Origin of the sequence: Bradyrhizobium sp. AUGA SZCCT0169, from assembly GCF_018130085.1 — a bacterium.
In the GTDB taxonomy this organism is placed as follows: Bacteria; Pseudomonadota; Alphaproteobacteria; order Rhizobiales; family Xanthobacteraceae; genus Bradyrhizobium.
In genome coordinates this window covers 1-22268 of record NZ_JAFCMC010000061.1, presented here as the reverse complement: position 1 = coordinate 22268, position 22268 = coordinate 1, and the positions used below count along the sequence as shown (strand labels likewise).

19 protein-coding genes are annotated in these 22268 nt (G+C 63.3%); 5 read left to right on the top strand and 14 right to left on the bottom strand.

Going from position 1 to position 22268, the window contains the following annotated elements; all coding sequences use genetic code 11:
* Positions 1–73: 73 nt before the first annotated feature.
* Both JQ609_RS34235 and JQ609_RS34230 read right to left on the bottom strand, forming a co-directional pair.
* Positions 74–1729 (bottom strand): FAD-dependent oxidoreductase, encoded by a 1656-nt coding sequence (locus JQ609_RS34235; RefSeq protein WP_212277009.1) that lies wholly within the window; start codon positions 1727–1729, stop codon positions 74–76.
* Positions 1730–1795: 66 nt separating this feature from the next.
* Positions 1796–2779: a tripartite tricarboxylate transporter substrate binding protein gene (locus JQ609_RS34230; protein ID WP_212277007.1), complete on the bottom strand. Its 984-nt coding sequence runs from the start codon at positions 2777–2779 to the stop codon at positions 1796–1798.
* Positions 2780–2951: 172 nt separating this feature from the next.
* Between JQ609_RS34230 and JQ609_RS34225 the strand changes: the two genes are divergently transcribed.
* Positions 2952–3773 (top strand): enoyl-CoA hydratase, encoded by an 822-nt coding sequence (locus JQ609_RS34225; protein ID WP_212277005.1) that lies wholly within the window; start codon positions 2952–2954, stop codon positions 3771–3773.
* Positions 3774–3922: 149 nt separating this feature from the next.
* On the opposite strand, the gene JQ609_RS34220 is transcribed toward JQ609_RS34225, so the two are convergent.
* The 8 genes from JQ609_RS34220 to JQ609_RS34185 form a co-directional block, all read right to left on the bottom strand.
* Complete coding sequence (locus JQ609_RS34220; RefSeq protein ID WP_212208460.1) at positions 3923–5005, bottom strand: isocitrate/isopropylmalate dehydrogenase family protein; 1083 nt, start codon at positions 5003–5005, stop codon at positions 3923–3925.
* 169 nt (positions 5006–5174) lie between these two features.
* Entirely contained in the window at positions 5175–6242 is a 1068-nt protein-coding gene (locus JQ609_RS34215) for an alcohol dehydrogenase (RefSeq protein WP_212277003.1), read from the bottom strand.
* 97 nt (positions 6243–6339) lie between these two features.
* The gene (locus JQ609_RS34210; protein ID WP_212277001.1) at positions 6340–7320 is read right to left on the bottom strand and encodes an ABC transporter ATP-binding protein; all 981 of its coding nucleotides are present in this window, start codon (positions 7318–7320) and stop codon (positions 6340–6342) included.
* Complete coding sequence (locus JQ609_RS34205; RefSeq protein ID WP_212276999.1) at positions 7317–8312, bottom strand: ABC transporter ATP-binding protein; 996 nt, start codon at positions 8310–8312, stop codon at positions 7317–7319. Before JQ609_RS34205 ends, JQ609_RS34210 begins: the two co-directional genes overlap by 4 nt.
* Positions 8309–9181 carry an ABC transporter permease gene (locus tag JQ609_RS34200; RefSeq protein WP_212276992.1) on the bottom strand — a complete coding sequence of 291 codons (873 nt, stop codon included), beginning with the start codon at positions 9179–9181 and terminating at the stop codon, positions 8309–8311. Before JQ609_RS34200 ends, JQ609_RS34205 begins: the two co-directional genes overlap by 4 nt.
* Positions 9168–10118, bottom strand: a complete 951-nt coding sequence (locus JQ609_RS34195) for an ABC transporter permease (protein WP_212208466.1) — start codon at positions 10116–10118, stop codon at positions 9168–9170. Before JQ609_RS34195 ends, JQ609_RS34200 begins: the two co-directional genes overlap by 14 nt.
* 6 nt (positions 10119–10124) lie before the next feature.
* Positions 10125–11666, bottom strand: a complete 1542-nt coding sequence (locus tag JQ609_RS34190) for an ABC transporter substrate-binding protein (RefSeq protein WP_212208467.1) — start codon at positions 11664–11666, stop codon at positions 10125–10127.
* 153 nt (positions 11667–11819) lie between these two features.
* Positions 11820–13025, bottom strand: a complete 1206-nt coding sequence (locus JQ609_RS34185; RefSeq protein WP_212276990.1) for a CaiB/BaiF CoA-transferase family protein — start codon at positions 13023–13025, stop codon at positions 11820–11822.
* Between the two features lie 192 nt (positions 13026–13217).
* On the opposite strand from JQ609_RS34185, the gene glgA reads away from it, so the two are divergent.
* Positions 13218–14645, top strand: a complete 1428-nt coding sequence (gene glgA / locus JQ609_RS34180) for a glycogen synthase GlgA (RefSeq protein WP_212276989.1) — start codon at positions 13218–13220, stop codon at positions 14643–14645.
* Between the two features lie 266 nt (positions 14646–14911).
* Positions 14912–15190 carry a hypothetical protein gene (locus tag JQ609_RS34175; protein ID WP_212276987.1) on the top strand — a complete coding sequence of 93 codons (279 nt, stop codon included), beginning with the start codon at positions 14912–14914 and terminating at the stop codon, positions 15188–15190.
* 120 nt (positions 15191–15310) lie between these two features.
* Here JQ609_RS34175 and JQ609_RS34170 read toward each other — a convergent pair whose 3' ends face one another.
* From JQ609_RS34170 to JQ609_RS34160, 3 genes are all read right to left on the bottom strand, one after another.
* Positions 15311–17257 carry an alkyl/aryl-sulfatase gene (locus JQ609_RS34170; RefSeq protein WP_212276985.1) on the bottom strand — a complete coding sequence of 649 codons (1947 nt, stop codon included), beginning with the start codon at positions 17255–17257 and terminating at the stop codon, positions 15311–15313.
* A gap of 44 nt (positions 17258–17301) precedes the next feature.
* Positions 17302–19122, bottom strand: coding sequence for an NAD(P)/FAD-dependent oxidoreductase (locus JQ609_RS34165; protein ID WP_212276983.1), 1821 nt, complete (start codon positions 19120–19122; stop codon positions 17302–17304).
* Between the two features lie 96 nt (positions 19123–19218).
* Positions 19219–19647, bottom strand: coding sequence for a DUF1772 domain-containing protein (locus JQ609_RS34160; RefSeq protein ID WP_212277011.1), 429 nt, complete (start codon positions 19645–19647; stop codon positions 19219–19221).
* Positions 19648–19700: 53 nt separating this feature from the next.
* On the opposite strand from JQ609_RS34160, the gene JQ609_RS34155 reads away from it, so the two are divergent.
* On the top strand, positions 19701–20183 hold the full coding sequence (locus tag JQ609_RS34155) for a MarR family winged helix-turn-helix transcriptional regulator (RefSeq protein ID WP_212276981.1): 483 nt from the start codon (positions 19701–19703) through the stop codon (positions 20181–20183).
* A 143-nt stretch (positions 20184–20326) separates the two neighbouring features.
* Here the strand turns inward: JQ609_RS34155 and JQ609_RS34150 are convergent, their stop codons facing one another.
* Positions 20327–21331 (bottom strand): ABC transporter substrate-binding protein, encoded by a 1005-nt coding sequence (locus JQ609_RS34150; RefSeq protein WP_212276979.1) that lies wholly within the window; start codon positions 21329–21331, stop codon positions 20327–20329.
* A gap of 123 nt (positions 21332–21454) precedes the next feature.
* On the opposite strand from JQ609_RS34150, the gene JQ609_RS34145 reads away from it, so the two are divergent.
* Positions 21455–22102 carry a TetR/AcrR family transcriptional regulator gene (locus tag JQ609_RS34145; protein WP_212276977.1) on the top strand — a complete coding sequence of 216 codons (648 nt, stop codon included), beginning with the start codon at positions 21455–21457 and terminating at the stop codon, positions 22100–22102.
* The last annotated feature ends 166 nt before the right edge of the window (positions 22103–22268 follow it).

Sequence of the window (22268 nt, the reverse complement as noted above, 5' to 3'; positions counted from 1 at the left end):
CCAGCCAGCATGGTGAATCAGAAACCTACTGATTTGGGAATCCCAAATCGATTCAACCTAACTCCATCCCGCTTTAGCTTCCGGCACCGCGCACACGATCGATCAGCCCGAGCGGATCGTCCGGCACGCGAACGCCCCGCCAGGCCACGTGCTGGTCCGGCCGCGACAACACCAGACCCGGCAGCACCAGACCGTTGCCATCACCGGTGGCAATGTCCGCTCCCTCGACATCGAGCACCGCAAGCGGCACACCCCTCACGCGAGCCGCCGCCTCGAGCGCAGCGACGTCTGCGGCTGAATCGAACCTCAACAGCGTAAACCCCTCGCCCATGGCGTCGTAAATCGAACTTCCGTCGGCGCGCCGAAAATGCGGCGTACGGCAGCCCGGGACTGTCGAGGGCGTATAGAGGCTCATCGTGTAGGCCGGAGCCGCGGCGCCGTCATAGGCGATGATCGGCGAGCGATCGTAAAAGGTGCCGAAATTGAGGCCGGCGCAGGCATATTGCTGGACGTTGATCTCATAGGTGAGCCGGCCGATTTCTTCGCGCACGCGCGCGCCTTGCGGACCCGCCGCCTCGATGTCCGCTGGCACCGACCCTCGGCGGCGAATTTCGGCTTCCGCATGCGACATCGCAAACCGTGACACCTGGCTGGTGATCGGCCAGCGTTCCGCTTCATAGGCGTCGAGGATGGAGGGTGGCGCCCAGCCGTTGAGATGCGCCGCCAGCAGCCACGACAGATTCATGGCGTCCGCAATCCCTGCGTTCATGCCGTAGCCGGCGTAGGGCACCCAGATATGCGCGGCATCGCCGGCGATGAAGGCGCAGCGATCACGAAACTTGCTGGCGATCAGCCGGCGGCCGTACCAGTCTTCCTTTGAGAGGATCTCGTAGTTGAAATCACCCTCCACGCCGAGGATGGTGCGCAGACAGGCATCGCGGTCGATCTCGTCGAAACCGCCCTCGCCCGGCTTCATGTAATTATGCACCAGCCAGCGCTCGCGACCGTCGATCGCATACACCATGCCCGAGCGGCGCGGGTTGATGGCACCGGTGCCCCACGCGCGTTCGCATCGCTGACGATCGATCAGCCCGGGTGCGCGAATGTAGGTCGACTGCACGCGCTGGATCACGGCATCGCCGGACAATTCGGCGCCGATCGCCTTGCGAACAATCGAGCGCGCGCCGTCGCAACCGATCAGGTAACGGCAATTCACGGTCCTCACGGCGCCGGTGTCGAGATCACGCAAGCTCATGCGCGCGCCGGTATCTTCCACCACGACGTCCTCGACCGAGGTCCGGTTGATGATCCGGATGCGCAATTGCGCCGCCGCGTGCGCAAACAGCATCGGCTCAAGGAATATCTGGTTGATGCGGTGCGGCGGCTCCGGCGTCGGCCAGTTGCAATCGGGGCCATCCGTCGCAGTGAAGCGATCGCGCCGGCAGGGAATGTGAATCCGCGTCAGTTCCTGCCCGGTGAACGAGGTGCGGTAGCTGATGTCGTGCGGATAATCCGCCGGCAATCCGGCATTGCGGATGTTCTCGGCGAGGCCCAGCCGCCGGAAGATCTCCATGGTGCGGGCGGCGACGTGGTTGCATTTCGGTTCCGGCGGCGCTGCGGGCGCCCGCGTTTCCACCACCGTCACGTCGATACCGCGCCACGCCAGATCGATCGCGAGGGTCAGCCCGACCGGTCCGGCGCCAACGATCAGGACATTGCTATCATTCATGCCGAACACTGACCGTGCGCTTGCAGAGGAGCCTTTACAGAGGACTTCTTGGCAGAGGCATTCTTGTTATTCGAGTTCGGCGCCGGAGTTCTTGACGATCACGGCCCAGCGCTCGACTTCGGTCTTGATGTAAGCTGCAAAACTGTCCGGTGTCGACGGCGGCAGCGGCTCCAGCGAAAGCTTTATCAACTTCTCCCGCGTTGGCGGGTCAGCCATCAGCTTCGCGAGTTGCGCCGCCAATGCATCGACGATCGGGCGCGGCGTGCCCGCCGGCGCGACCACGCCCTGCCAGGCCACCAGTTCAAAGCCGGTGAGGCCCGCTTCGGCGAGGGTGGGAATATCAGGCGCAATCGAAACGCGCTTGGGCGTGGTCACGCCGAGCACCCTGACCTTGCCTTCGCGGATCTGTTGCAGCGCCGGCTGCAGGTCCACCACCATGAAGAGGATATGCCCCGCGATCACATCGAGCATCGCCGGCACACTGCCGCGATATGGCACGTGGCGGACATCGATTCCGGCTGCCGACTTCAGCATTTCGGCGCCGAGATGTTGCGGACTTCCATTGCCGGCCGAGCCATAGCTGAGGCCGGGCTTTGATTTGGCGTAGGCGATGAACTCCGGTAGCGTCTTGGCCGGGATCGTCGGGTTGACGATCAGCGCAAAGGGCACGCCGGCCACAAGGCCGATCGGCTCAAAGTCCTTTGTGGGGTCGTAGGGTAATTTCCTGTACAGCGTCTTGTTGATGGCGAGCGTGGTCGAGGTCGCCATCAGCAGCGTGTAGCCGTCGGGCTCCGACTTTGCGACCAGGTCTGCGCCCAGCGTGGTACCGGCCCCCGGCTTGTTCTCGACAATGACGGTTGCATCCAGGCCGCTCCTGAACTGGTCGGTGACCAGCCGGCCAAGCAGGTCGGTGGTGCCGCCCGGCGGATACGGCACGATCATCCTGATCGTCCGGTTGGGATAGGTCGCCTGGGCCTGCGCTGGCGAAACGGCCAGCCAGGCCAGCCCACCGCCGCATCCCGCAATCGCTTCCCGGCGCGTCAGCGGCATGCATTCCTCCCGAGAGAATGACGCTTCTTGCTTCTTGTCTGTTGCGAACCACCATAGCACGCCACAGCGAAAACGCATGGCAGGATTGGGCGTGCTTCCAGACCTTGCCCGGGATCGCCGAACCGTGGCACGACAGCCGAAAGCCTCCTGAACACGGACCGGAGTCCGAGCGATGCTAGATGTTCCCAACAACTCTGAAAAATCCTACGCCGACCGCAAGATCCTGCAGCGCGTCAGCGACGGCGTCGGGGTTATCACCTTCAACAATCCCGAGAAGCGCAACGCGATGTCGCTCGAGATGTGGGAAGGGCTCGGCAGCGCGCTGATCGAATTGCGCGACAATCCCGACATCCGCGTCGTGATCATGGCCGGCGCCGGCGACAAGGCGTTCGTCTCGGGCGCCGACATCAGCCAGTTCGAAAAGACCCGCCACAACGCCGAAGCCTCCGAAGAGTACTCAAAACGCAGCGCCGCACAGCGCGCGCTGTTGGCGGACTATCCGAAGCCGACGATCGCCTGCATCCGGGGCTTCTGTCTCGGCGGCGGCATGCAGGTTGCGATGCTGGCCGACATCCGGCTTGCGGCCGACAACAGCCAGTTCGGCATTCCCGCCGCCAAACTCGGCATCGCCTATGGCTATGACGGCCTCAAGCACCTGGTCTCGCTGGTCGGCCCGTCCTGGGCGCGGCTCATCATGTACACGGGCATGCGGATCGACTCCACCGAAGCATTGCGGATCGGGCTCGTCGACCGCGTCTTGCCCGGGCCTGATTTGTGGGACGCGACCATGGAGATCGCACGCACGATTTCCGGCAACGCACCGCTCGCGATCAAGGCCGCCAAGATCACCATCGCCGAGGTGCTGAAAGACGAAAGCCGTCGCGACATGGATGCGATCAAGCAGATCGGCACCGCCTGCATGGACTCGGAGGATTTTCGCGAGGGCCGCACTGCGTTCATGGAAAAGCGCAAGCCGAAGTTCAAGGGACGATGAGTCTTCGTAGGGCGGATTAGCGTCAGCGTAATCCGCCATCTTGCTTGCTTCGGTGGGTTATACTTCGCTAATTAGCGTTAGCGTAATCCGCCGTTCTGTCGACAACGAGACGGCGGATTACGCCTTCGGCTCAATCCGCCCTATAAAAATCACAACGCCGCCAATACCGCCTTGGTAATATCCGCGGTGCCGTTGCCGCCGCCGAACTCCATCGGTTTGATTCCATTCGCATAGGCCTTGTCGACCGCGCGCTCGATGCGCTCGCCGGCTTCGGCGGCGGTCTCCAGCCCGTGCTTTTCGGCGAGCCAGTCCAGCATCATCGCCGCCGAAAGGATCATGGCCGTTGGATTGGCTTTGCCCTGCCCCATGATATCGGGCGCCGTGCCATGGCAGGGCTGGAACACCGCGTGGCGGTCGCCGATATCCGCCGATGGCGCCATGCCGAGGCCGCCGATCAGGCCGGCGGCGAGGTCGGAAAGAATATCGCCGAACATGTTCTCCGTCACCATGACGTCGAAATCCCAGGGGCGCTTCACCATCATGAGCGAGCAGGCATCGACGTAAACCCGCTCGGCCCTGACATCAGGGTGGCGCTGCGCGGCCTCGTCGAACATCCCGCGGAAGAACGCGAACGCCCTGAACACATTTGCCTTGTCGACACAGGTTAGCCCGCCATTCGTGCGCCCGCGCGCCTTGCGGCGTTCAGCGAGGCGGAATGAAAACTCGAACAGCCGTTCCGAGGTCTTGCGGGTGATGACGAGTGTCTCGCGTGCCTCGGTATCGGTCACGACTCCCTTGCCCATCGACGCGAACAGGCCTTCGGTGGATTCCCGGATCAGAACCAGATCGATGCCCTTCTGATCGGCGCCGACGATCGGGCTCGGCACGCCCGGAATCAGCCGCGCCGGGCGCACGCCGGCATAGAGATCGAAATGCATGCGCAGTTCGATCTGCGGCGCGATCTCGGTATTGTCTGGGTAGCGTACCGACGGCAGACCGCAGGCGCCGAGCAGGATGGCGTCGGCTTCTTCGCACAGCCGCACCGTGCTGTCCGGCATCGATTTTCCCGTCGCCAGATAATTATTGGCGCCAGCCGGCGCGTCGGTGAAGCGAAATTTCAGATCCGTTGTCGCCTCGATCTTTCGCAGGACTTCGAGCGCCGGGGCCATCACTTCAGGGCCGATGCCATCGCCGCCGAGTACGGCGATGTGGAGTGCGTTATTGGCAGACATGGATTTCCTTCACGACGGATTGATAATGAGTTCGTCATGGCCGGGCAAAGCCGTCTGAAAGGACGGCGTCGCTTCCGCTCGCCTTTCCCGGCCATCCACGTCTTCATCGCTGTTTCGAGAAGCAAGACGCGGATGCCCGGCACAAGGGCGGGCATGACGGCAATGTAGTTTACGGCGTCAGTACCGCGCGCCCTACCAGCTTGCCCTTCTGCAAGTCAGTCAGCGCCTCGTTGGCCTTGGCGAGCGGCATTGTCGTTACCGGAATCGGCGCGATCTTCCTGGTGCGGACCAGATCGAGCAACTCCTGGGTTTCTCGCAAATTGCCGACATAGCTGCCCTGGATCGTGATGGCCTTGATCGGAATCAGCGGCAGCGCGAAGGTCGCTCCGCCGCCGAACAGGCCGACGATCACGAGCTTGCCGCCCTTGGTCAGGCAGTCGAAACCGAGCTGCGTGGTCTGGGCATTGCCGACGAGGTCGATCACCGCGCGGATCGGACCGCCGGCTTTTTTCTGCAGCTGCTCCAGTGCATCCGCGGCCTTGCCGTCGACGGTCGCAAGCGCGCCTGCCGCCTCGGCGGCTTCGCGTTTGCGCGCGTCGATATCAACCATGATGGCGCCCTTGCCGCCCATCGCCTTCAGAAGCGACAGCGCCATCAGGCCGAGGCCGCCTGCGCCGAAGATCACGATCGGCGTATGCAGGACGTTCTCGACTTTTTTCAGCGCGCTGTAGGTGGTGACACCCGAGCACGCATAGGGCGCCGCGGTGACGGGATCGAGCCCGTTCAGGTTCAACAGATATTTCGGGTGCGGCACGGTCATGTGATCGGCGTAGCCGCCGTCGCAATAGACGCCGAGCGAGTTCGGCTTGACGACGCACATGTTCTCGTCGCCGCCGACACAGGTCTCGCATTTCCCGCAACCGAGCCAGGGATAGACCAGCGTGACGTCGCCGACCTTAAGGCCACCGCTCGCGGCCTTTGCGTCGGGACCGAAAGCCAGGATCTCGCCAACGGTCTCGTGGCCCATCGTGCGGGGCAGCGAAACGCCGCGGTCTTTCAGCGACAGCGGCTTGCGCCCGTGACCGAGATCGTAGCCGCCCTCCCAGATGTGGAGATCGCTGTGGCACACGCCGGCGGCCTTCACTTTGATCAACACCTGCGAGCCCGTGGGCTCCGGCGTCGGATGATCGACTTCTTTCAAGGGGGCGTTGAACTCGGCGACCTGGAAACTTTTCATCGGTTCTCTCCCGTCATTCTTGTTCTTGAATGGGTAATTTCGGCCCGACATTGCCACGTCTGTCCAGACGAGACAAACGCACTCGATCCTTCGATATTCAGATCAGCGGATGATGGCAAGCCACGAACTGTCCGGACGCCACGGCGCGAAGTTCCGGCATCTCGTCGCTGCACCGCTGGTCCGCGCGGGGACAGCGGGTCCGAAAACGGCAGCCGGATGGCGGCGAAATCGGCGAAGGCGGCTCGCCGACCGGCACGGTCTCGGCGGGACGCACGTCGGGATCGGGCATCGGAATCGCCTCGATCAGCAGTGCGGTATAGGGATGCGCCGGCCTTGCGAACAACTGCTCGGAAGGACCGACCTCGCACAACCTCCCGAGATACATCACCGCGACGCGGTCGCTCACCGCCTTCACGACGGCGAGATCATGCGCGATGAACAGCAGCGTCAAGCCATAACGCGCCTTCATCTCTTCCAGCAGGTTGAGGATCTGCGCCCGGATCGAAACGTCGAGCGCGGAGACCGGCTCGTCGCAAACGATGAATTCCGGATTGAGCACCAGCGCGCGCGCAATGCAGATGCGCTGGCATTGCCCGCCGGAGAATTCATGCGGCAGCCGTCCGACTACCAGCGCCGGATCAAGCCCAACAGCGCTGAGCGCTTCGTCGACGAGCTTTTGGCGTTTGGCCGCATCCCTGACGCCCGAAATGATCAGCGGCTCGGCGATGATATCGCCGATCCGCCGCCGCGGATTCAGCGACGCGATCGGGTCCTGGAAGATCAGCTGCACGCGCTGGCGCATCAGGCGCAGCGTATCGCCGTGCATCGCCGTGAGGTCCTGGCCGTCGAACAGCACCCGTCCCGATACCGGCCGGCGCAGCTGCAGCACCGCGCGGCCGAGCGTCGACTTGCCGCAACCGGATTCGCCGACCAGCCCGAGCGTTTCGCCGCGGGCGATCTGCAGGGAAACGCCGGATACCGCGTGCACGATCTTGTTGCCGACCGGATACTCAACGACGAGATTATCGACGTCGAGCAGCGGGTCGTTTGAAACGGCGGGTGAGACTTGCTGCGTCATGCGCCGGCACCCGCGCTGGCGTCGATCGGACGGAAGCAGGCAAATTGGTGAGCAGGCGAGTCCGATTCCTCGAGCCGCGGCTTCTCGACATGGCATTGGGCCCACGCATAGCGGCAGCGCGGCGAGAACGAACAGCCTTTCAGCGGCCGGGTCGGATCGGGTGGACGGCCCGAGATCGCCGGCAGCGGCGTATGTGGCGCGGCGTCGATCTTTGGAAGCGCGGCAAGCAGCGCCTCGGTATAGGGCATCCGCATTTTCTTGAACAAGGCCGGCGTCGGCGCACGCTCCACCACGCGGCCGGCATACATGACCGCGACCTCGTCGGTGCGGCCGGCGACGACGCCGAGGTCATGGGTGATCAGGATCATCGCCATATGCCGGCGACGCTGTTCGCGCGCCAGCAAATCGAGGATCTGCGCCTGGATCGTGACATCGAGCGCGGTGGTCGGCTCGTCCGCGATCAGCAGCTTCGGCTCGCAGGACAGCGCGATCGCGATCGCCACCCGCTGCCGCATGCCGCCCGACAGCTGATGCGGATACTGCATCAGCCGCTGCTCCGGCGCGGGAATGCCGACCGCGGCGAGCAGCTCGACGCTGCGCCTGGTCGCGGCGGCCATATCGAGTTCGAGGTGTTCCTGCAGCGTCTCGATCAACTGGGTGCCGATGGTCAGCACCGGATTGAGCGAGGTCATCGGGTCCTGGAACACCACCGCCAGTGACCGCCCGCGCAGCTTGCGCAGTTTTTCCGGCGACAGCTGCAGCAGATCCTGCCCGTCGAACATCACGCGGCCGGAGAGTTTTGCTCTTTTCGGCAGCAATTGCAGGATCGCGCGCGACAGCATGGTCTTGCCGCAACCGGACTCGCCGACCACGCCGAGCGTCCGACCGGCGCCGATGGTGAGGTCGACACGGTCCACCGCGCGCAGATTGCCGCGCGGCGTCGGCAAATCGACGATGACATCCTCGACGGAAAGCAGGGTACCCTCTGTCACAGCGCGCCCTGACGGGGATCGGTGAGCGCCCGGAGCGTGTCGCCGACCAGGTTAAAGGACAAGACGGTCAGGAACATCGCGATGGCCGGAATGAAAGCCAGCCGGGGCGCCATCTCGAGACTTTCGCGCCCCTCCCCGATCATGCTGCCCCAGCTCGATATCGGCGGCGGCACGCCGAGGCCCAGGAACGACAATGAACCTTCGGCCACGATGGTGATGGCGACGGCGAGCAGGAAGAACGCAAACAACGGCAGCATCACGTTGGGCAGCAACTCGCGCAGCAGGATGCGCGTATGCGTCGCGCCAAGCGCCTGCGCCGCGATCACGAATTCGCGGCGCGCCAGTGTCAGCGTTGCCGCCCGCGCCACCCGCATGAAGGCGGGAACGCCGAGCAGGCCGAGAATAAAGGTCAAGTGCAGGATCGACTGGCCGAGATAGGCGGTCACGGCCAGCGCCAGAATCAGCGGCGGAAACGCCAGCAGCACATCCATGCTGCCGACCACCACCGATTCGAATCGGCCGCGGAAATAGCCCGCCAGGATGCCGAGTGCGCCGCCGAAGGTGAGCCCGATGATCGGCGCACACAGCCCCACAATCAGCGATATCCGCGCGCCGTAGATCACCCGGGCCAGTTCGTCGCGGCCGAGGCCGTCGGTGCCAAGCCAGTGCTCTGCCGAGAACGGTGCGCGCTTTTCCAGCATGTCCATGTCGGTCGGGCTCGGCAGTGGCAGCACGTCGGCGAAGATCGCCACCGCAAACACGAAGATCATCCAGACGATCGCCATCCAGAACAGCGGTCCGAGCCTGCGGCCGCGCCGCGCCGGGGCTTCGGCAACTGACGCGTCGATGCCGAGTTCAAGCGTGGCCATGGCGGATCCTCGGATCGAGCATGGCGTAGAGCATATCGACGATGAAGTTGATCAGCACGAATCCGGCTCCGACCAGCAGCACCACGCCCTGCAGAATGATGAGGTCGCGCGTGGTAATGGCGCCGACCAGGAGCCGGCCGATTCCCGGCAGCGCAAAAACCGTCTCGACGATGACGGCGCCGCCGATCAATCGCCCGATATTGATTCCGGTGATCGTGACCAGCGTCAGCGACGAAGGCTTCAGCGCGTGCACGAACAGGATGCGCGATGCCTTCAGGCCTTTGGCCTTGGCCAGCGCGATATAATCTTCCTGCAGCGTCGCGATCATGTCGGAGCGAAGCACGCGCATGATGCCGGGCCATTCGGCGAGCGCCAGCGTCAACGCCGGCAGCACCATGAACCGCAGGTTTTTGGCCGGATCTTCGCCGAACGGCACGTAGCCCGTCGCCGGCAGCCAGCGCAACTCCACCGCAAACAGATAGATCAGCAGGATCGCCGACAGAAAAGTCGGCACCGACAGCATGCCGAAAGCGGTGCCGGTCATGAAGCGATCGAACGGTCCGCCGCTGCGCGCAGCACAAATGATCGCCAGGGGAACGCCGATTGCGAGCGCGATGACCTGGGCCAGGACCATGAGTTCCAGCGAGATCGGAAGCCGCTCGGTAACCGCCTGCAATACGGTTTGTCCGGTACGGAACGATCGGCCCAGATCGCCCTGGAGGATGTTACCGAGCCAGCCGAAGTAACGGACCCAGATCGGCTGGTCCAATCCCATTTCCTGACGAAGGGCCGCAACCTTTTCCGGGGTCGCCTGATCGCCGAGGATCGTGTAGGCGAGATCGCCCGGCAGCAGCGACGCGATCAGAAACGTCAGCAGCGATACCGCGATCAGCACCGGCACGAGATACAGGAGCCTTCGCGCGACGAAACCGAGCATGCGCTGTTATTCCAGCCAGACGCGGGATACGTCGACGATTCCGCTGTACATCTTCGGCAAGCCTTTAACCTTCGCGCTCGACATTGCGTAATAGGTGTTCTGGAAGGTCCAGTACCAGATCGCTTCCTTGTTGATGAGCCGGCTGATGGCGCAGTAATCCTCGGCGCGCTTGGCCTGGTCGGCGGTGACCCGCGCGCGGTCGAGCAGTTGATCTAGTTCCGGGTTCGAATAGTTAGCCAGCGCAACCGGGCTGCCGGTGCGGAAATTGGCATACATCTGGACGTCGGGATCGGCCAGATCGACGATCCGCCATGGCGTGACCTGGAACTGGCGCATGAAGGCACGTGGCGGGATCGTGGCCTGGTCGACCTGCTCGATTTCCATGTTGGCGCCGACCCGTTTCCAGAACTGTTGCAGCACCTGGCCGGTGGCGCGCCCGCGCGGCGTCGCCGTGACGAGCATCTTGAACTCGACCGGCTTGCCGTATTCCTTGATCAGCGCCTTCGCCTTCTCGGCGTCTTCAGGAAGCGCACCATCGTCCTTGCATTTGACCCAGGAGCCGTCGCCATAGGGGTTGGTGGCTGGCCGGGCCAGGCCATTGGTAAGCGCCTGCGACATCTTCTTGCGATCGAGCGCCATCACCAGCGCCTGGCGCACGCGAACGTCGTCGAACGGCGCGACCTTGGTGTTGAAGGCTGCAACCGCCGCGCCGGAGCCGGCATAGGTATGCACCGTCAGCTTCGGATCCTTCTGCGCCTTCTGGATATTGTCGGCGTCGGCCTCATCGTCCCAGATGACATCGGCTTCGCCGGATTGCAGGCTGGCGAAACGCGACTGCGCGTCCGGCAGCGGCTTCAGGACGATGCGATCGAGATAAACGCGGTCCTTGTCCCAGTAGTCCGGGTTCTTCTCAAGCACCAAGCGGTCGCCCGCGGTCCAGGATTTCAATATGAACGGTCCGGTGCCGACCGGATTGCGGTTGTAGTCGTCTCCCTTGGCTTTCCACGCCGTCGGTGAATGCACGGAATTGTTCCCGCTTGCGAAGCTCACCAGCGACGGCAAGTTCACCGACGGATCCTTCAGATTGTAGACCAGTGTCAGTTCATCGGTCGCCTCCACGGAATTGACGAACGATATGTAAAACGCGCAGCGGCACTTGTTGGCCGGATCTTTCTGCCGGTCGAAATTCTCCTTGAAGGCTTTCGCATTGAACGGTGTGCCGTCGTGGAACTTGACTCCGGGCCGCAGCTTGAAGGTCCAGGTCTTGAAATCCTCCGAGGACGACCAGGACAGCGCGAGCTTCGGTTGAACGACGCCCTTGTCATCGAGATAGGTGAGGGTGTCGAAGATCGCCGCAGCCGCCGTCAAGGCGGCCGTATCGTACACGCCGACCTTCAGCGGGTCGAAGCCTGCAATATCGAGTTCGAGCCCCATCGTGATGCTGCCGCCCTTCTTCTGGGCGTTGGCGGGAACGGCACAGAGCGAGACCGCAAATCCCGCCACAAGAAATAATCGCGCGAGTGCGCTCGACCGGACCGCAGCTGTCATGGATGCTCCCTCTCAAAGTGTCGTCCGTCCGGTGTTCCGGATCGTCGATGGCTGACGGTAAGATTGTCTGGAATCGCAGTCCCGGGCAAGGCCGTTCGCGAGGCGGGATGAAAAGCCGCAGGCTTGGGCCTTGTTGCCGAAGCGCGATCGCCCTCAACCGCGCGCCGACTTCGGCGGTTTGCCGGCAAAGGCCGCGATTTCGTCTTCCGACAGGCCGGTCTCTTTCAGGTAGGCACGCGTGTGCTCGCCAAGGGTCGACATGCGTTTCGCGGCAGAAACCCTGGCGCCCGACATGCGGAACGGCAGATTGAGGACCTTGAAGCTGCCGCCGCCATCCTGGACCTCGGCCAACGCGCCGCGATGGGCGATCTGCGGATCCTTCAGCGCCTCGGCCACCGTGCGATAGGCCGATGACGGCACGCCGTGCTCATTGAGTGCGACGAGACACTGCTCGGTCGTTACCGCGCGCGACCACGCCTCGACGCCCTCCATCAGGTTGCCCCAGTTTTCCCGGCGATCGGAATATTTCGCAAAGCGCGGGTCGCTGACCCACTCGGGATGACCGATCACCTTCATCAGGCTCTGGAAGGTTTTTTCGCTGGCGATCGCGACCATGACATAACCGTCCGAGGTTTCGATCGGGCCGAACATCGGCCGCTGGGTCGCCTTGACCTCGAACTGCGACCACTGCAATTCGTTCAATGTCAGGCTCAGCATCGATTCCAGCATCGAAACGTCGATGTGCTGGCCCTTTTCATTGTGGGCGCGCTGATACAGCGCCGCCGAGATCGCGCCGAACGCGTAGACGCCGGTGAGCACGTCGGCATGATAGATGCCGCAATAGTCCGGCCGGGTACGCCCGGGCTGATAGGCCAGATGCGCCATCTCATACCCCGAGGCCGCATGGATCACCGGCGCATAGGCCGGCAGTTCGGCCGATGGCCCGGTCTGGCCGTAGCCGGAGATCGAGCAGTAAATCAGTTTCGGATTGAGGGCGTGCAGTGAAGCGTAATCGAGCTTCAATCGCCGCATCACACCGGGGCGGAAATTCTCGACCAGCACGTCCGCGTTCGCCACCAGCCGGCGCACCGCCTCCACTCCCTCGGGCGATTTCAGATCGAGCACGAGGCTGTTCTTGCCGACATTGAGCTGCCCGAACGCGGTGCTGCAATGATTCCGCACCGGTGGACGGGTCCGCATGGTCTCGCCTTCGACGGTTTCGATCTTGATGACCTCGGCGCCCATGTCGGCGAGCATCCGCGTGCAGTGGGGACCGGCGATCGTGGTTGAAAAATCGATAACGCGCAGGCCAGCGAAGCTCCCTGTCAAATTCCCCTCATCTGGATTATCTATGGTCATACTCGATGCTCCCTCGGCCTTGCGGCTTCTCGTTCGCCTTTTGGTTTTCCTGGCGCGGCATGACCCTAGATTGCGCGGTCACGGCATGGAAGCGTTTCTCCAGGAACCACCGGCTACCTGGCGCATTGCCGTAGATCAAAATTGGACCCTTTCTTGCATCAGTCATAGTTCAGGTTGGTACGAGGGCGTTCCTTGAAGGTCTTATTCGTAACCACGGAAATGGATGACTTCGTCCGGGTGGGCGGTCTTGCCGCCGTTTCCGCCGCCCTGCCCCGGGCGCTGCGCCCGTGGAGCGACGTCCGGATCATGTTGCCCGGCTACCGGGACATCCTCGAACAGTTCACCCACATTGAAATCGTTGGGCAATGCGCGCCTTTGGCCGAGATGCCGGCCTGCTCGCTCGGCCGGGCGTCGACACGGGACGGCCTGCCGGTTTATGTATTGTTGTGCCCACAACTCTACGACCGGCCGGGTAACCCCTACGGCGACGAATCCGGGCGCGACTGGCCGGATAATGACATCCGTTTCGCGCGATTTGCATCTGCCGCGGCCGAACTCGCCGCAGGCAGTCTGGACAGGAATTGGGCAGCGGACCTGGTCCACGCCAATGACTGGCAGGCCGCTCTCACACCGGCCTACCTCGCCTGGAAAGGCGTCCAGGTCCCCTCGATCCTGACCATTCACAACCTGGCCTATCAGGGGCTGTTCCCGCGGGAGTCGCTGCGGCGGATCGGCGCGCCCGAAGCCTCCTTCCACATCGACGGTCTCGAGTTCTACGATCAGATGTCGTTCTTGAAGGGCGGCATCGTTTACGCCTCGCATCTGACCACGGTCAGCGCGACCTACGCAAAAGAGATCACGACGCGCGAGCTTGGCTGCGGGCTCGAGGGCCTGCTGCGGCAACGCTCGGACGCCTCGGAATTGACCGGCATCCTGAACGGCATCGACGAAAGCTGGGATCCGCGCGCCTGCGCGCAACTGGCGCGGCAGTTCGGCGCCGGCGATTGGCAAGGCAAGCAAGCCAACGCCGACTATGTCCGCAAGCAGTTTGGTCTTGCGGTATCGCGCGGTCCGATTTTCGGTCTGGTCGCCCGCCTCGTGCATCAAAAGGGCATCGACCTCGTTCTGTCCGCCGCCGACGCGATCGTCGAGGCCGGCGGACAAATCGTCGTCACCGGCAGCGGCGAGCCGTATATCGAGCAGGCGCTGGTCGATGCGCATCGCCGCAGGCCGGACGCGATCGGCGTCGTCATCGGTTTCAACGATGGACAGGCGCGACGAATTTTCGCCGGCAGCGATTTCACGCTGATGCCTTCGCGGTTCGAACCGTGCGGACTGAGCCAGATGTATGCCCAGCGGTTCGGATCGCTGCCGATCGGTCACCAGACCGGCGGGCTGGCGGAGACCATCAGGGACGGCGAGACCGGCTTCCTGTTCTCGCAGCCTTCGGCGGAGTCCTTCCTCGGCGGCGTGCGCCGCGCATTCGATGCCTTCATGGCGAAAGACCGCCTCGACCTGATGCGCCGCAGCGCCATGGCGCGGTCCTTTAGCTGGGATCTTTCGGCCTCGCTCTATAACGCGCTGTATCGCAAGACGGTGGGCTCGCACGCTAGCGCCTGAGCGCGATTGCCGGCAGCGCTGTTGACCACACGGCGCGTGATCAGCCCCGACGCCCGATAGTCGGCCCCGGAAGCACCTTCCCGCCGCATACCCTGCACCCGGCCGCGCCGCTTCCCGGAGGGGGCCGGCGACACCGTCGCAGCAGGTCCTCACATGGTTCAAAGCACTTTTTTAGGTGGCGCGCTCGAACCGCTTTCCATCCGGCATCGTCGAACTCATGTGCGAACCATTCCGGTTTCGCCGAACCGAGAAATGGAGAGTTTTAGATGTCGATGAAGTCGAAATTATCTTTGGCCGCTCTCGCCGGCCTCGTCGCAATCAGCGCCCTGGCAACCACCAGCGCCAGCGCTTTTTCGCTCCGGGTTTGTGACGAAACATCGCCGAAGCTGGGTTGTGGGAGTACCTCGTTCTACCAGGAGGAGGGACGCTCCAAGCGACAACCAACTCCCCCGCGTCACCATGCCTTCGGTAGCCGCGAAGATGCCATGCTCAATGCAGGCGGCGGTGGCGGCGGTGGTGGTGGTGGTGGCGGCGGTGGCCGATAACCTCTACTGACCTCGCAGATTGAGTAAGTCGCCGCCGGGATGACCCGGCGGCGCGTCGATTCCCGAAGCCGGGGCGAACGCCGCCTCGACCGATACTTACACGCGGCGCCGGCGGGCCTCTCAGGTCACCGCCGCGCGTTTCGGTTCGACGATCTCGAACATGCGCGGGAATTCGTCCATCAGCATCATCAGTTCACCGAGCCGCATCGGATTGCCGCTGACCTTGATCGCGCCGCTGCCGACCGCGTCCGGAAACGTCGTCAGCTTGGCGATCACTTCGTCGAGCACGCTGCGCGCCAGCGTGAACGTCGCATCGGCATCCGACGCCTGTGCGCCCGCCACGTAAGTCAGCGCGCTGTTCTCCAGATTGAGCACGAAGGTTTCGTTGGTGTCCGTAAATTGCCAATTCAGCACGATACGCTTGCCTTCGGCCTTGGGGCCGTTGAGGCGCACGCCAAGCACGTCCCATAGCTGCTCGGTGCGCAGCGCGGCCAGCGTTTCCCGCGGCATCGCCGCGCGTGCCGGCACCTTCGGCATGCCTAGCCGCAATTCCTGCGCGCCGAACAAATAGGCGTTTCGCCAGGTCGAGCTTTCCGAGGCATAGCCAAGTTGCTCGAACGTATCGGCCAGCATCGCGCGCGCGGCCTGATTGTCGGGATCGGCGAACACCAGATGGCTGACGGCCTGCGCCACGAAGCGGAACTCGCCTTTAGCGAAATCTTTCGCGGCCCGCGCCAGAATCGCGTCCGCGCCGCCCATATACTCGACATATTTCCTGCCGGATTCGACCGGCGGCAGCGGATCGAGATTGACCGGATTGGCGTCGTACCAGCCGAGATATTTCTGGTAGATCGCCTTCACATTGTGCCTGATATGGCCGTAGTAACCGCGCCCGTGCCAGGCGCCGTCGAGGCTCGCCGGCAGTTTGATCGTCTCGGCGATTTCGGCCGCGGTGAGGCCATGGTTCATCAGACGGATGGTCTGGTCATGCGCGAATTTATAGAGATCGCGCTGCTGGCGGATCATGGTGTCGATCCGCTCATGGCCCCACACCGGCCAATGGTGCTGGCCGCACATTGCATCGGCCTTGCCGCCCCACATTTGTAGCGCCTCGCCGAGATATTTCGACCAGGCCAGCGCGTCGCGGACGTCGGCGCCGCGGAACGGCAGCAGATTGTGGAAATTATGCGTACAGTTCTCCGCGAGATTCAACAGCTTGTAGCGCGGGATGAAGAAATGCATCTCGGCCGGCGCTTCCGAGTTCGGCGCCATCTGGAATTCGAACTCGAGCCCGTCGATGGTGCGCCTGTCGCCGGTTGCGATGATGAGGTCGGTCGGGCGCAGCAGCGCAACCGATCCCGCCGCCATCGACTTGCCGAGACCGCAATCGACCTGCCCGTGCACGCCCTTGGCCAGCAGCGGCCCGAACTGATATTGCGCCCGCCGCAGCATCGCGGGCCCGGCGATGATGTTTTCGGAGACCGCGTGCTCCATGAAGAAATTCGGCGCTAATATCGGCACCCGGCCGCTCGCAAGCGTCTCGTCGTCCAGCACGCCGCGCGCACCGCCCCAATGATCGGTATGGGTGTGGGTGAAGATCACGGCTGCGACCGGGCGCTTGCCCCGGTGCTGGAAGTACAATTCCATCGCGGCGCGGGCGCCCTCGATCGAGGTCAGCGTGTCCACCACGATCACACCGCCGTCGCCCTCGATCAGCGTCATGTTGGCGATATCGAGCCCGCGCACCTGATAGACGCCTGATACCACCTCGAACAGGCCGTGATGCATGTTGAGGCGCGACTGCCGCCACAGGCTCGGATCCACGGTCGCGGGCGCTTCCTCGGCCGAAAGGAATCCATAGGGCTCGAGGCTCCAGACCACCCTGCCCTGCGGCGACGTCACCTTCGCGTTTTCGATCGTGCCGAGGAAGCCCCGCGCCGCGTCGTCGAAATCGCGCGTGTCCGAAAACGGCAGCGCCTTGAGCGTCGCCGCGTGCTGCGCAATGACCGGCGCGGAAGCCTGCTTGGGAGTTTCGTTCGGTGCTTCCGCACTTGTTGTTTGGGTCATACTGGTTCACTCCCTCGCGTCGTAAAAAGAATCCGGGAACTGCTTCATCGGAACTCCAACCCTTCGAAATCACCGCTGCTGCGCCACGTGTCGATATATTTGAAATAGGCCAGCGGGCCTGCGGGATGGCCGACATTCAGCTTGGCCGCCGGACCGGGTTCGCGCCCCTCATTGTTGTAATAGCCGGGGGTGCAGTCCGGTGCGCCGATCATCCGCCCGGCGCCGGTCAACAGCAGCTCGACCCATTTGTCCTCGGCTTCCCTGGTAACTTCGATCTGCCTGAAGCCGTTCTGCTGCGCGTGTGTGACCATGACCGCGATGGTCTTTGCGGCTTCGGTCAGGTTGTGCGGCACGTTGGAGATCAGGTTGGCGCCCTGCGTCGGCTGCACGAAGAAGGCGTTCGGAAAACCGTGGACGTGGATCCCGTGCTTGGATCGCATCCCCTCGGCCCAATGCTCCGACAGCTTGACGTCGCCCCGGCCCGCCATGTCGAAGCCGGACCGCCGCTTGTATTCGGTCCCGACCTCGAAGCCCGAGGCGTAAATAATGCAGTCGAGCTGGTATTCCCTGCCCGCGACGACCACGCCTTTCTCAGTAATCTTCTCGACGCCTTTGCCGTCGGTATCGACCAGGTGCGTGCCCGGCGTGTTGAACGCCTGCAGATAGGAATCGTGGAAGCATGGCCGCTTGCAGAGCTGGCGGTACCAGGCCTTGAGCTTTGCCGCGGTCTCGCGGTCATCAACGATGGTGTCGATCCGCGATCGGATCTCCTCCATCTTTTCGAAGTCGGAATCCTCAAACGCCGCCAGCATGTTTTTGGGGATGCGCTGCTCGCGCGGCAGCTGCATGATCTTCGCCCGGATCCGCCGCGACAGATCGGTCCAGCCGTCCTGAACCAGATCTTCCTCGGCATTGCCGCCGGCCTGGTTCGCCGTAAAGTTCTCGAGCCAGCGCTGCTGCCATCCGGGCGTGGCGATCCCCGAGAACCACTCCGGGTCGATCGGCGCGTTGGCGCGGACGTCGACGGAGGACGGCGTGCGCTGGAAAACGTAGAGTTCCCTGGCCGCGCGCGCGAGATGCGGCACGCACTGCACGGAGGTGGCGCCGGTTCCGATGATGCCGACGCGCTTGTCGGCGAGCTTGTCCATGGGCGCGCCCGAGGGATCGCCGCCGGTGTAATCGTAATCCCAACGGCTGGTGTGGAACGAATGCCCCTTGAAGGCCTCGATGCCCGCAATGCCCGGGAGTTTCGGCACGTGCAGCGGGCCCGTGCCCATGCCGACGAACTGCGCCGTGAAGGCATCACCCCGGTTGGTGGTGACGATCCAGCGCGAATGCGCTTCATCCCATGTCAGATCGGTGACCTCTGTATGGAACAACGCGTTGTCGTAGAGGCCGTATTGCTTTCCGATGCGCCGGCAATGCGCGAGAATTTCCGGCGCGTGCGCGTATTTCTCCGACGGCATGTGCCCGGTTTCTTCGAGCAGGGGCATATAAACCATCGAGGCCGTATCGCATTGCGCGCCGGGATAGCGGTTCCAGTACCAGGTGCCGCCGAAATCGCCGCCCTTCTCGATGATGCGAACGTCTTTAACTCCGGCTTCCGTCAGCCGCGCGGCGGTGGCAAGGCCCGCAAAGCCGCCGCCGATGAAGGCGAAGGTGACGTGGTCGGTCCTGGGATCGCGCGGGGTGACGGGCGTATAGGGATCGTCCAGATAATGCGCGAGCTGTCCCTTGACCTCGATGTACTGGTCGTTGCCGTCGGCGCGGAGCCGCTTGTTGCGCTCCTCCATATACTTCGCCCGCAGTTGCTCCTTGTCGAAAGCGCGGCTGCGCTGGTTTTGCGCTTCGTCCGTGACCGTCATCCGAAATTGCCTCTGATCTGCTGCCGATATACCCCGTAGCCGACACGCAGTAAGCGTCCGCACGGCGAAAAGATCAACCAGGCGATCACCAAGCCGTCAGTGCTGCGCCCAGAGATAGGCTGCAGTCGCCGCGAAGCCGAGCGCGGTTCTCACGGCATGCAGCCCTCCCCAATGCACGATCAGGCGGCGCGATTCCGGACCGGCATCCGCGTTGGCGATAGCGTTAAGCCTGCGGTTGGTCGGCATGATGCCGAACAACGTGTAGGGCCAGTTGGCCAGTATGAGAATGGCGCCGACAGTCCAGCGCCAATCGCCGGTCTGCCACGCCGTGGTCAATCCCAAAATTCCCGATATCACCGCGCAGCTCGCCTGCATCGCAAAGCCGCGCGCATAGCTGGGTTTCCATTGCGTCAGCAGACTCCTGTCATCGAGCAGCAGACGCGCTGGCTGTTCGGCGAAATTGATGAAGAAGGCCGCGCCGGCGAAGGCCGCGGCGACGACGGTGGCCAGTTGTCCGATCAGCATCATGACGCACCCCCATATTGACAATATATTGTCATTTCGTATACTCATTGCCAATGAGAAGCAAGCCACATACGCCAGCCGGACAGGCCCTGACCGGGCTGATCCTTGCCATATTCCGGCTCAACGGCCGGCTGCTGCTGGCCGGCGACCGGTTGGTCGCCGGCCTCGAGCTCACCAGCGCGCGCTGGCAGGTGCTGGGCGCCATTGCGCTGGCGGAGCGGCCGCAGCCTGTGGCGTGGCTGGCGCGCAACATGGGACTCAACCGTCAGGGCGTTCAGCGCATCGTCAACGAAATGCGGGATGAAGGCCTGCTCGAGCTGCAGCCCAACCCGCATCACCGCCGGGCGCACCTGGTCGTGCTGACCAAGCGGGGAAAGGAAGCGTTTGAGGCTGCGACAAAACTTCAGGTGCCGTGGGTGAACGCGCTCGCCGACGGCGTCAGCCTGAAGGATCTCGCGACCACGCTAAGGGTGGTTGCGGAGTTGTGCGAGCGGCTGGAGGCAGGGCTGAATGATGACGCTAGTGAGCGCGGTTGAATTCTCGGCCGCGATCTCCGTCATGCCCGGGCTTGTCCCGGGCATCCACGTCTTTCTTTCCAGTATCGAAGCAAGCAAGGCGTGGATGGCCGGGTCAAGCCCGGCCATGACGAGGAGAGACATCGCCCCCGAACGACGCCTTTCTATTTCTTCACCTTGCTCGCATCCATCTTGATGCTCGTGTCGAGCATCTTGGTCGAGAACGCGGTGCCGACCTCGAACGGCTTTTCCATGCCGAGATAGGTCTGCACCAGTTCATAGTCCTTCTTCATCCGCTCGGCGTCGATCCAGCCCAGCGCCTTGGTGGTGGTGAAATCGTCCGTCATCAGGAACTTGATGCGCTCCCACTGGCGTTCCTGGTTCTCCTTGTCGAGCCCCGACGCGGCATCGAGCAGCGCCTTCAGGCAGGGCGCGACGTCGGCGACGCAGGCGGCGAACGCCTTCTGGCTGACCTTGACGAAAGCGTCGGCGATCTTTGGATTCTTTTCCAGGTAGGCGCCGTTGATGATCAGCGAGTTGCCGTACGGGTTGAGCCCGATATCCTTCCAATTGACGTAGCCGAGGTCGGCACCGAACTCGATCACCTTGAGATCGTGTTCGTTGTAAAAATCGCTGATGATATCGACCGTATGGCTCTTCAGCGCCGCGATCTTGGCGGTCGGCCCGACATTGACGAAACTGACCGCGTCGGGCGCGATGCCGGCGGCCTTGGCGAATGCCGGCCACATCACCCGCGACGCGTCGCCGGGTGGATTGCCGATCTTGTGGCCCGGAAAGTCCTTGGCGCTGTTCACGCCATAGCTCTTCAGCCAATAGAACGTCTGCCCGGTGTTGGCGTAGATGCTCATCAGAGCCACGACGTCGGCGCCCTTGCTCTTCGCCACCAGCATGGTCGCGAGATCGGCGATGCCGAACGGCGAACCGCCGGAGCCGACCTTCAGCGACGAGACGCCGGAACCCTTGCCGGTCTCGATTGTGAGATCGATGCCGGCTTTCTCGTACCAGCCCTGCGCCTTGGCGTAATAGAACGGCGAATGATCCGCGGTCGGCGCCCAGTTCAGGATCAGGTTGACGGCCTCGCCGGCATGAGAGGGAGCCGCCTGGACCGCAAGCGCAAGCGCCAGTGACGCAATCCTCAAACCCTTCATGGCATCTCTCCTGGTTTGCAAACCGGTCATCGATGTCGATCGCAAGGCCGGCCTTGTCGTTGCACGCCCGTGACGCTACCAATGCAACAAGGACGAGACGAATTGTCAACTGTTTGGTTGGAAATGCCTATAAGACGAGCTGATAGCACCAGGCCAAAGCGGCGCGATCCGGCCGCGACGCGGGAGAAGCTTTTGACGGCGGCACGCCGTGAATTTGCCGATAGTGGCCTCGCCGGTGCCCGGGTCGACGAGATCGCGGCGCGCGCCGGCGTCAACAAGCAGCTGGTCTATCATTACTTCGGCGACAAGGACGCGCTGTATCTGGCGGTGCTGGAGCGGGTCTATGAGGAAATCCGCGCCCAGGAACGCAAGCTCAACCTCGAAGGCCTGCCGCCGCAGCAGGCCATCAAGCGGCTGATCGAGGCCTCCTTCGACCACCTCGCCGCCCATCCCGATTTCATCGTGCTGCTCAACGACGAAAACCGCGGCGGCGCCCGCCATGTGCGTGGCTCCCGCAAGCTCGAGGCAATGCATTCGCCGCTGGTCAGCATGGTCTCGGCCATCCTGAGCGAAGGTGTCCGCGCCGGCGTGTTCCGCAAGGGAATCAATCCGGTGCATCTCTACATCTCGATCGCCGGGCTGAGCTATTTCTACTTTTCGAACACGCCCACTTTGTCGGCAATCTTCGGCAAGGACCTGTCGAGCCCGACGGCGAGGCGCGCCCGCCGGAAGCACGTGGTCGATTTGGTGATGCAGTCGCTGCGGCCGTGATGGTCTGTCGTCCCGGCCTTGAGCCGGGACCCATACGCCGCGGCGGTTATTTTACGAACAGTATCTAACGTTCGCGCCCTCACCGATAGGCCGCGGAGTGATGGTGTGGACGGCCCCCTACGGCATCAGTTGTGCCAGAATGAGGTTGTTGAGATCTCAGACAAGG

Coding starts and splice junctions, on each gene's coding strand:
- JQ609_RS34175 (WP_212276987.1), top strand. CDS start 14,912: ATGTCGATGAAGTCGAAATTATCTTTGGCCGCTCTCGCCGGCCTCGTC.
- JQ609_RS34185 (WP_212276990.1), bottom strand. CDS start 13,025: ATGACCATAGATAATCCAGATGAGGGGAATTTGACAGGGAGCTTCGCT.
- JQ609_RS34190 (WP_212208467.1), bottom strand. CDS start 11,666: ATGACAGCTGCGGTCCGGTCGAGCGCACTCGCGCGATTATTTCTTGTG.
- JQ609_RS34225 (WP_212277005.1), top strand. CDS start 2,952: ATGCTAGATGTTCCCAACAACTCTGAAAAATCCTACGCCGACCGCAAG.
- JQ609_RS34165 (WP_212276983.1), bottom strand. CDS start 19,122: ATGACGGTCACGGACGAAGCGCAAAACCAGCGCAGCCGCGCTTTCGAC.
- JQ609_RS34215 (WP_212277003.1), bottom strand. CDS start 6,242: ATGAAAAGTTTCCAGGTCGCCGAGTTCAACGCCCCCTTGAAAGAAGTC.
- JQ609_RS34210 (WP_212277001.1), bottom strand. CDS start 7,320: ATGACGCAGCAAGTCTCACCCGCCGTTTCAAACGACCCGCTGCTCGAC.
- JQ609_RS34235 (WP_212277009.1), bottom strand. CDS start 1,729: ATGAATGATAGCAATGTCCTGATCGTTGGCGCCGGACCGGTCGGGCTG.
- JQ609_RS34150 (WP_212276979.1), bottom strand. CDS start 21,331: ATGAAGGGTTTGAGGATTGCGTCACTGGCGCTTGCGCTTGCGGTCCAG.
- JQ609_RS34195 (WP_212208466.1), bottom strand. CDS start 10,118: ATGCTCGGTTTCGTCGCGCGAAGGCTCCTGTATCTCGTGCCGGTGCTG.
- JQ609_RS34160 (WP_212277011.1), bottom strand. CDS start 19,647: ATGCTGATCGGACAACTGGCCACCGTCGTCGCCGCGGCCTTCGCCGGC.
- JQ609_RS34230 (WP_212277007.1), bottom strand. CDS start 2,779: ATGCCGCTGACGCGCCGGGAAGCGATTGCGGGATGCGGCGGTGGGCTG.
- JQ609_RS34170 (WP_212276985.1), bottom strand. CDS start 17,257: ATGACCCAAACAACAAGTGCGGAAGCACCGAACGAAACTCCCAAGCAG.
- JQ609_RS34155 (WP_212276981.1), top strand. CDS start 19,701: ATGAGAAGCAAGCCACATACGCCAGCCGGACAGGCCCTGACCGGGCTG.
- JQ609_RS34220 (WP_212208460.1), bottom strand. CDS start 5,005: ATGTCTGCCAATAACGCACTCCACATCGCCGTACTCGGCGGCGATGGC.
- JQ609_RS34145 (WP_212276977.1), top strand. CDS start 21,455: ATGCCTATAAGACGAGCTGATAGCACCAGGCCAAAGCGGCGCGATCCG.
- JQ609_RS34200 (WP_212276992.1), bottom strand. CDS start 9,181: ATGGCCACGCTTGAACTCGGCATCGACGCGTCAGTTGCCGAAGCCCCG.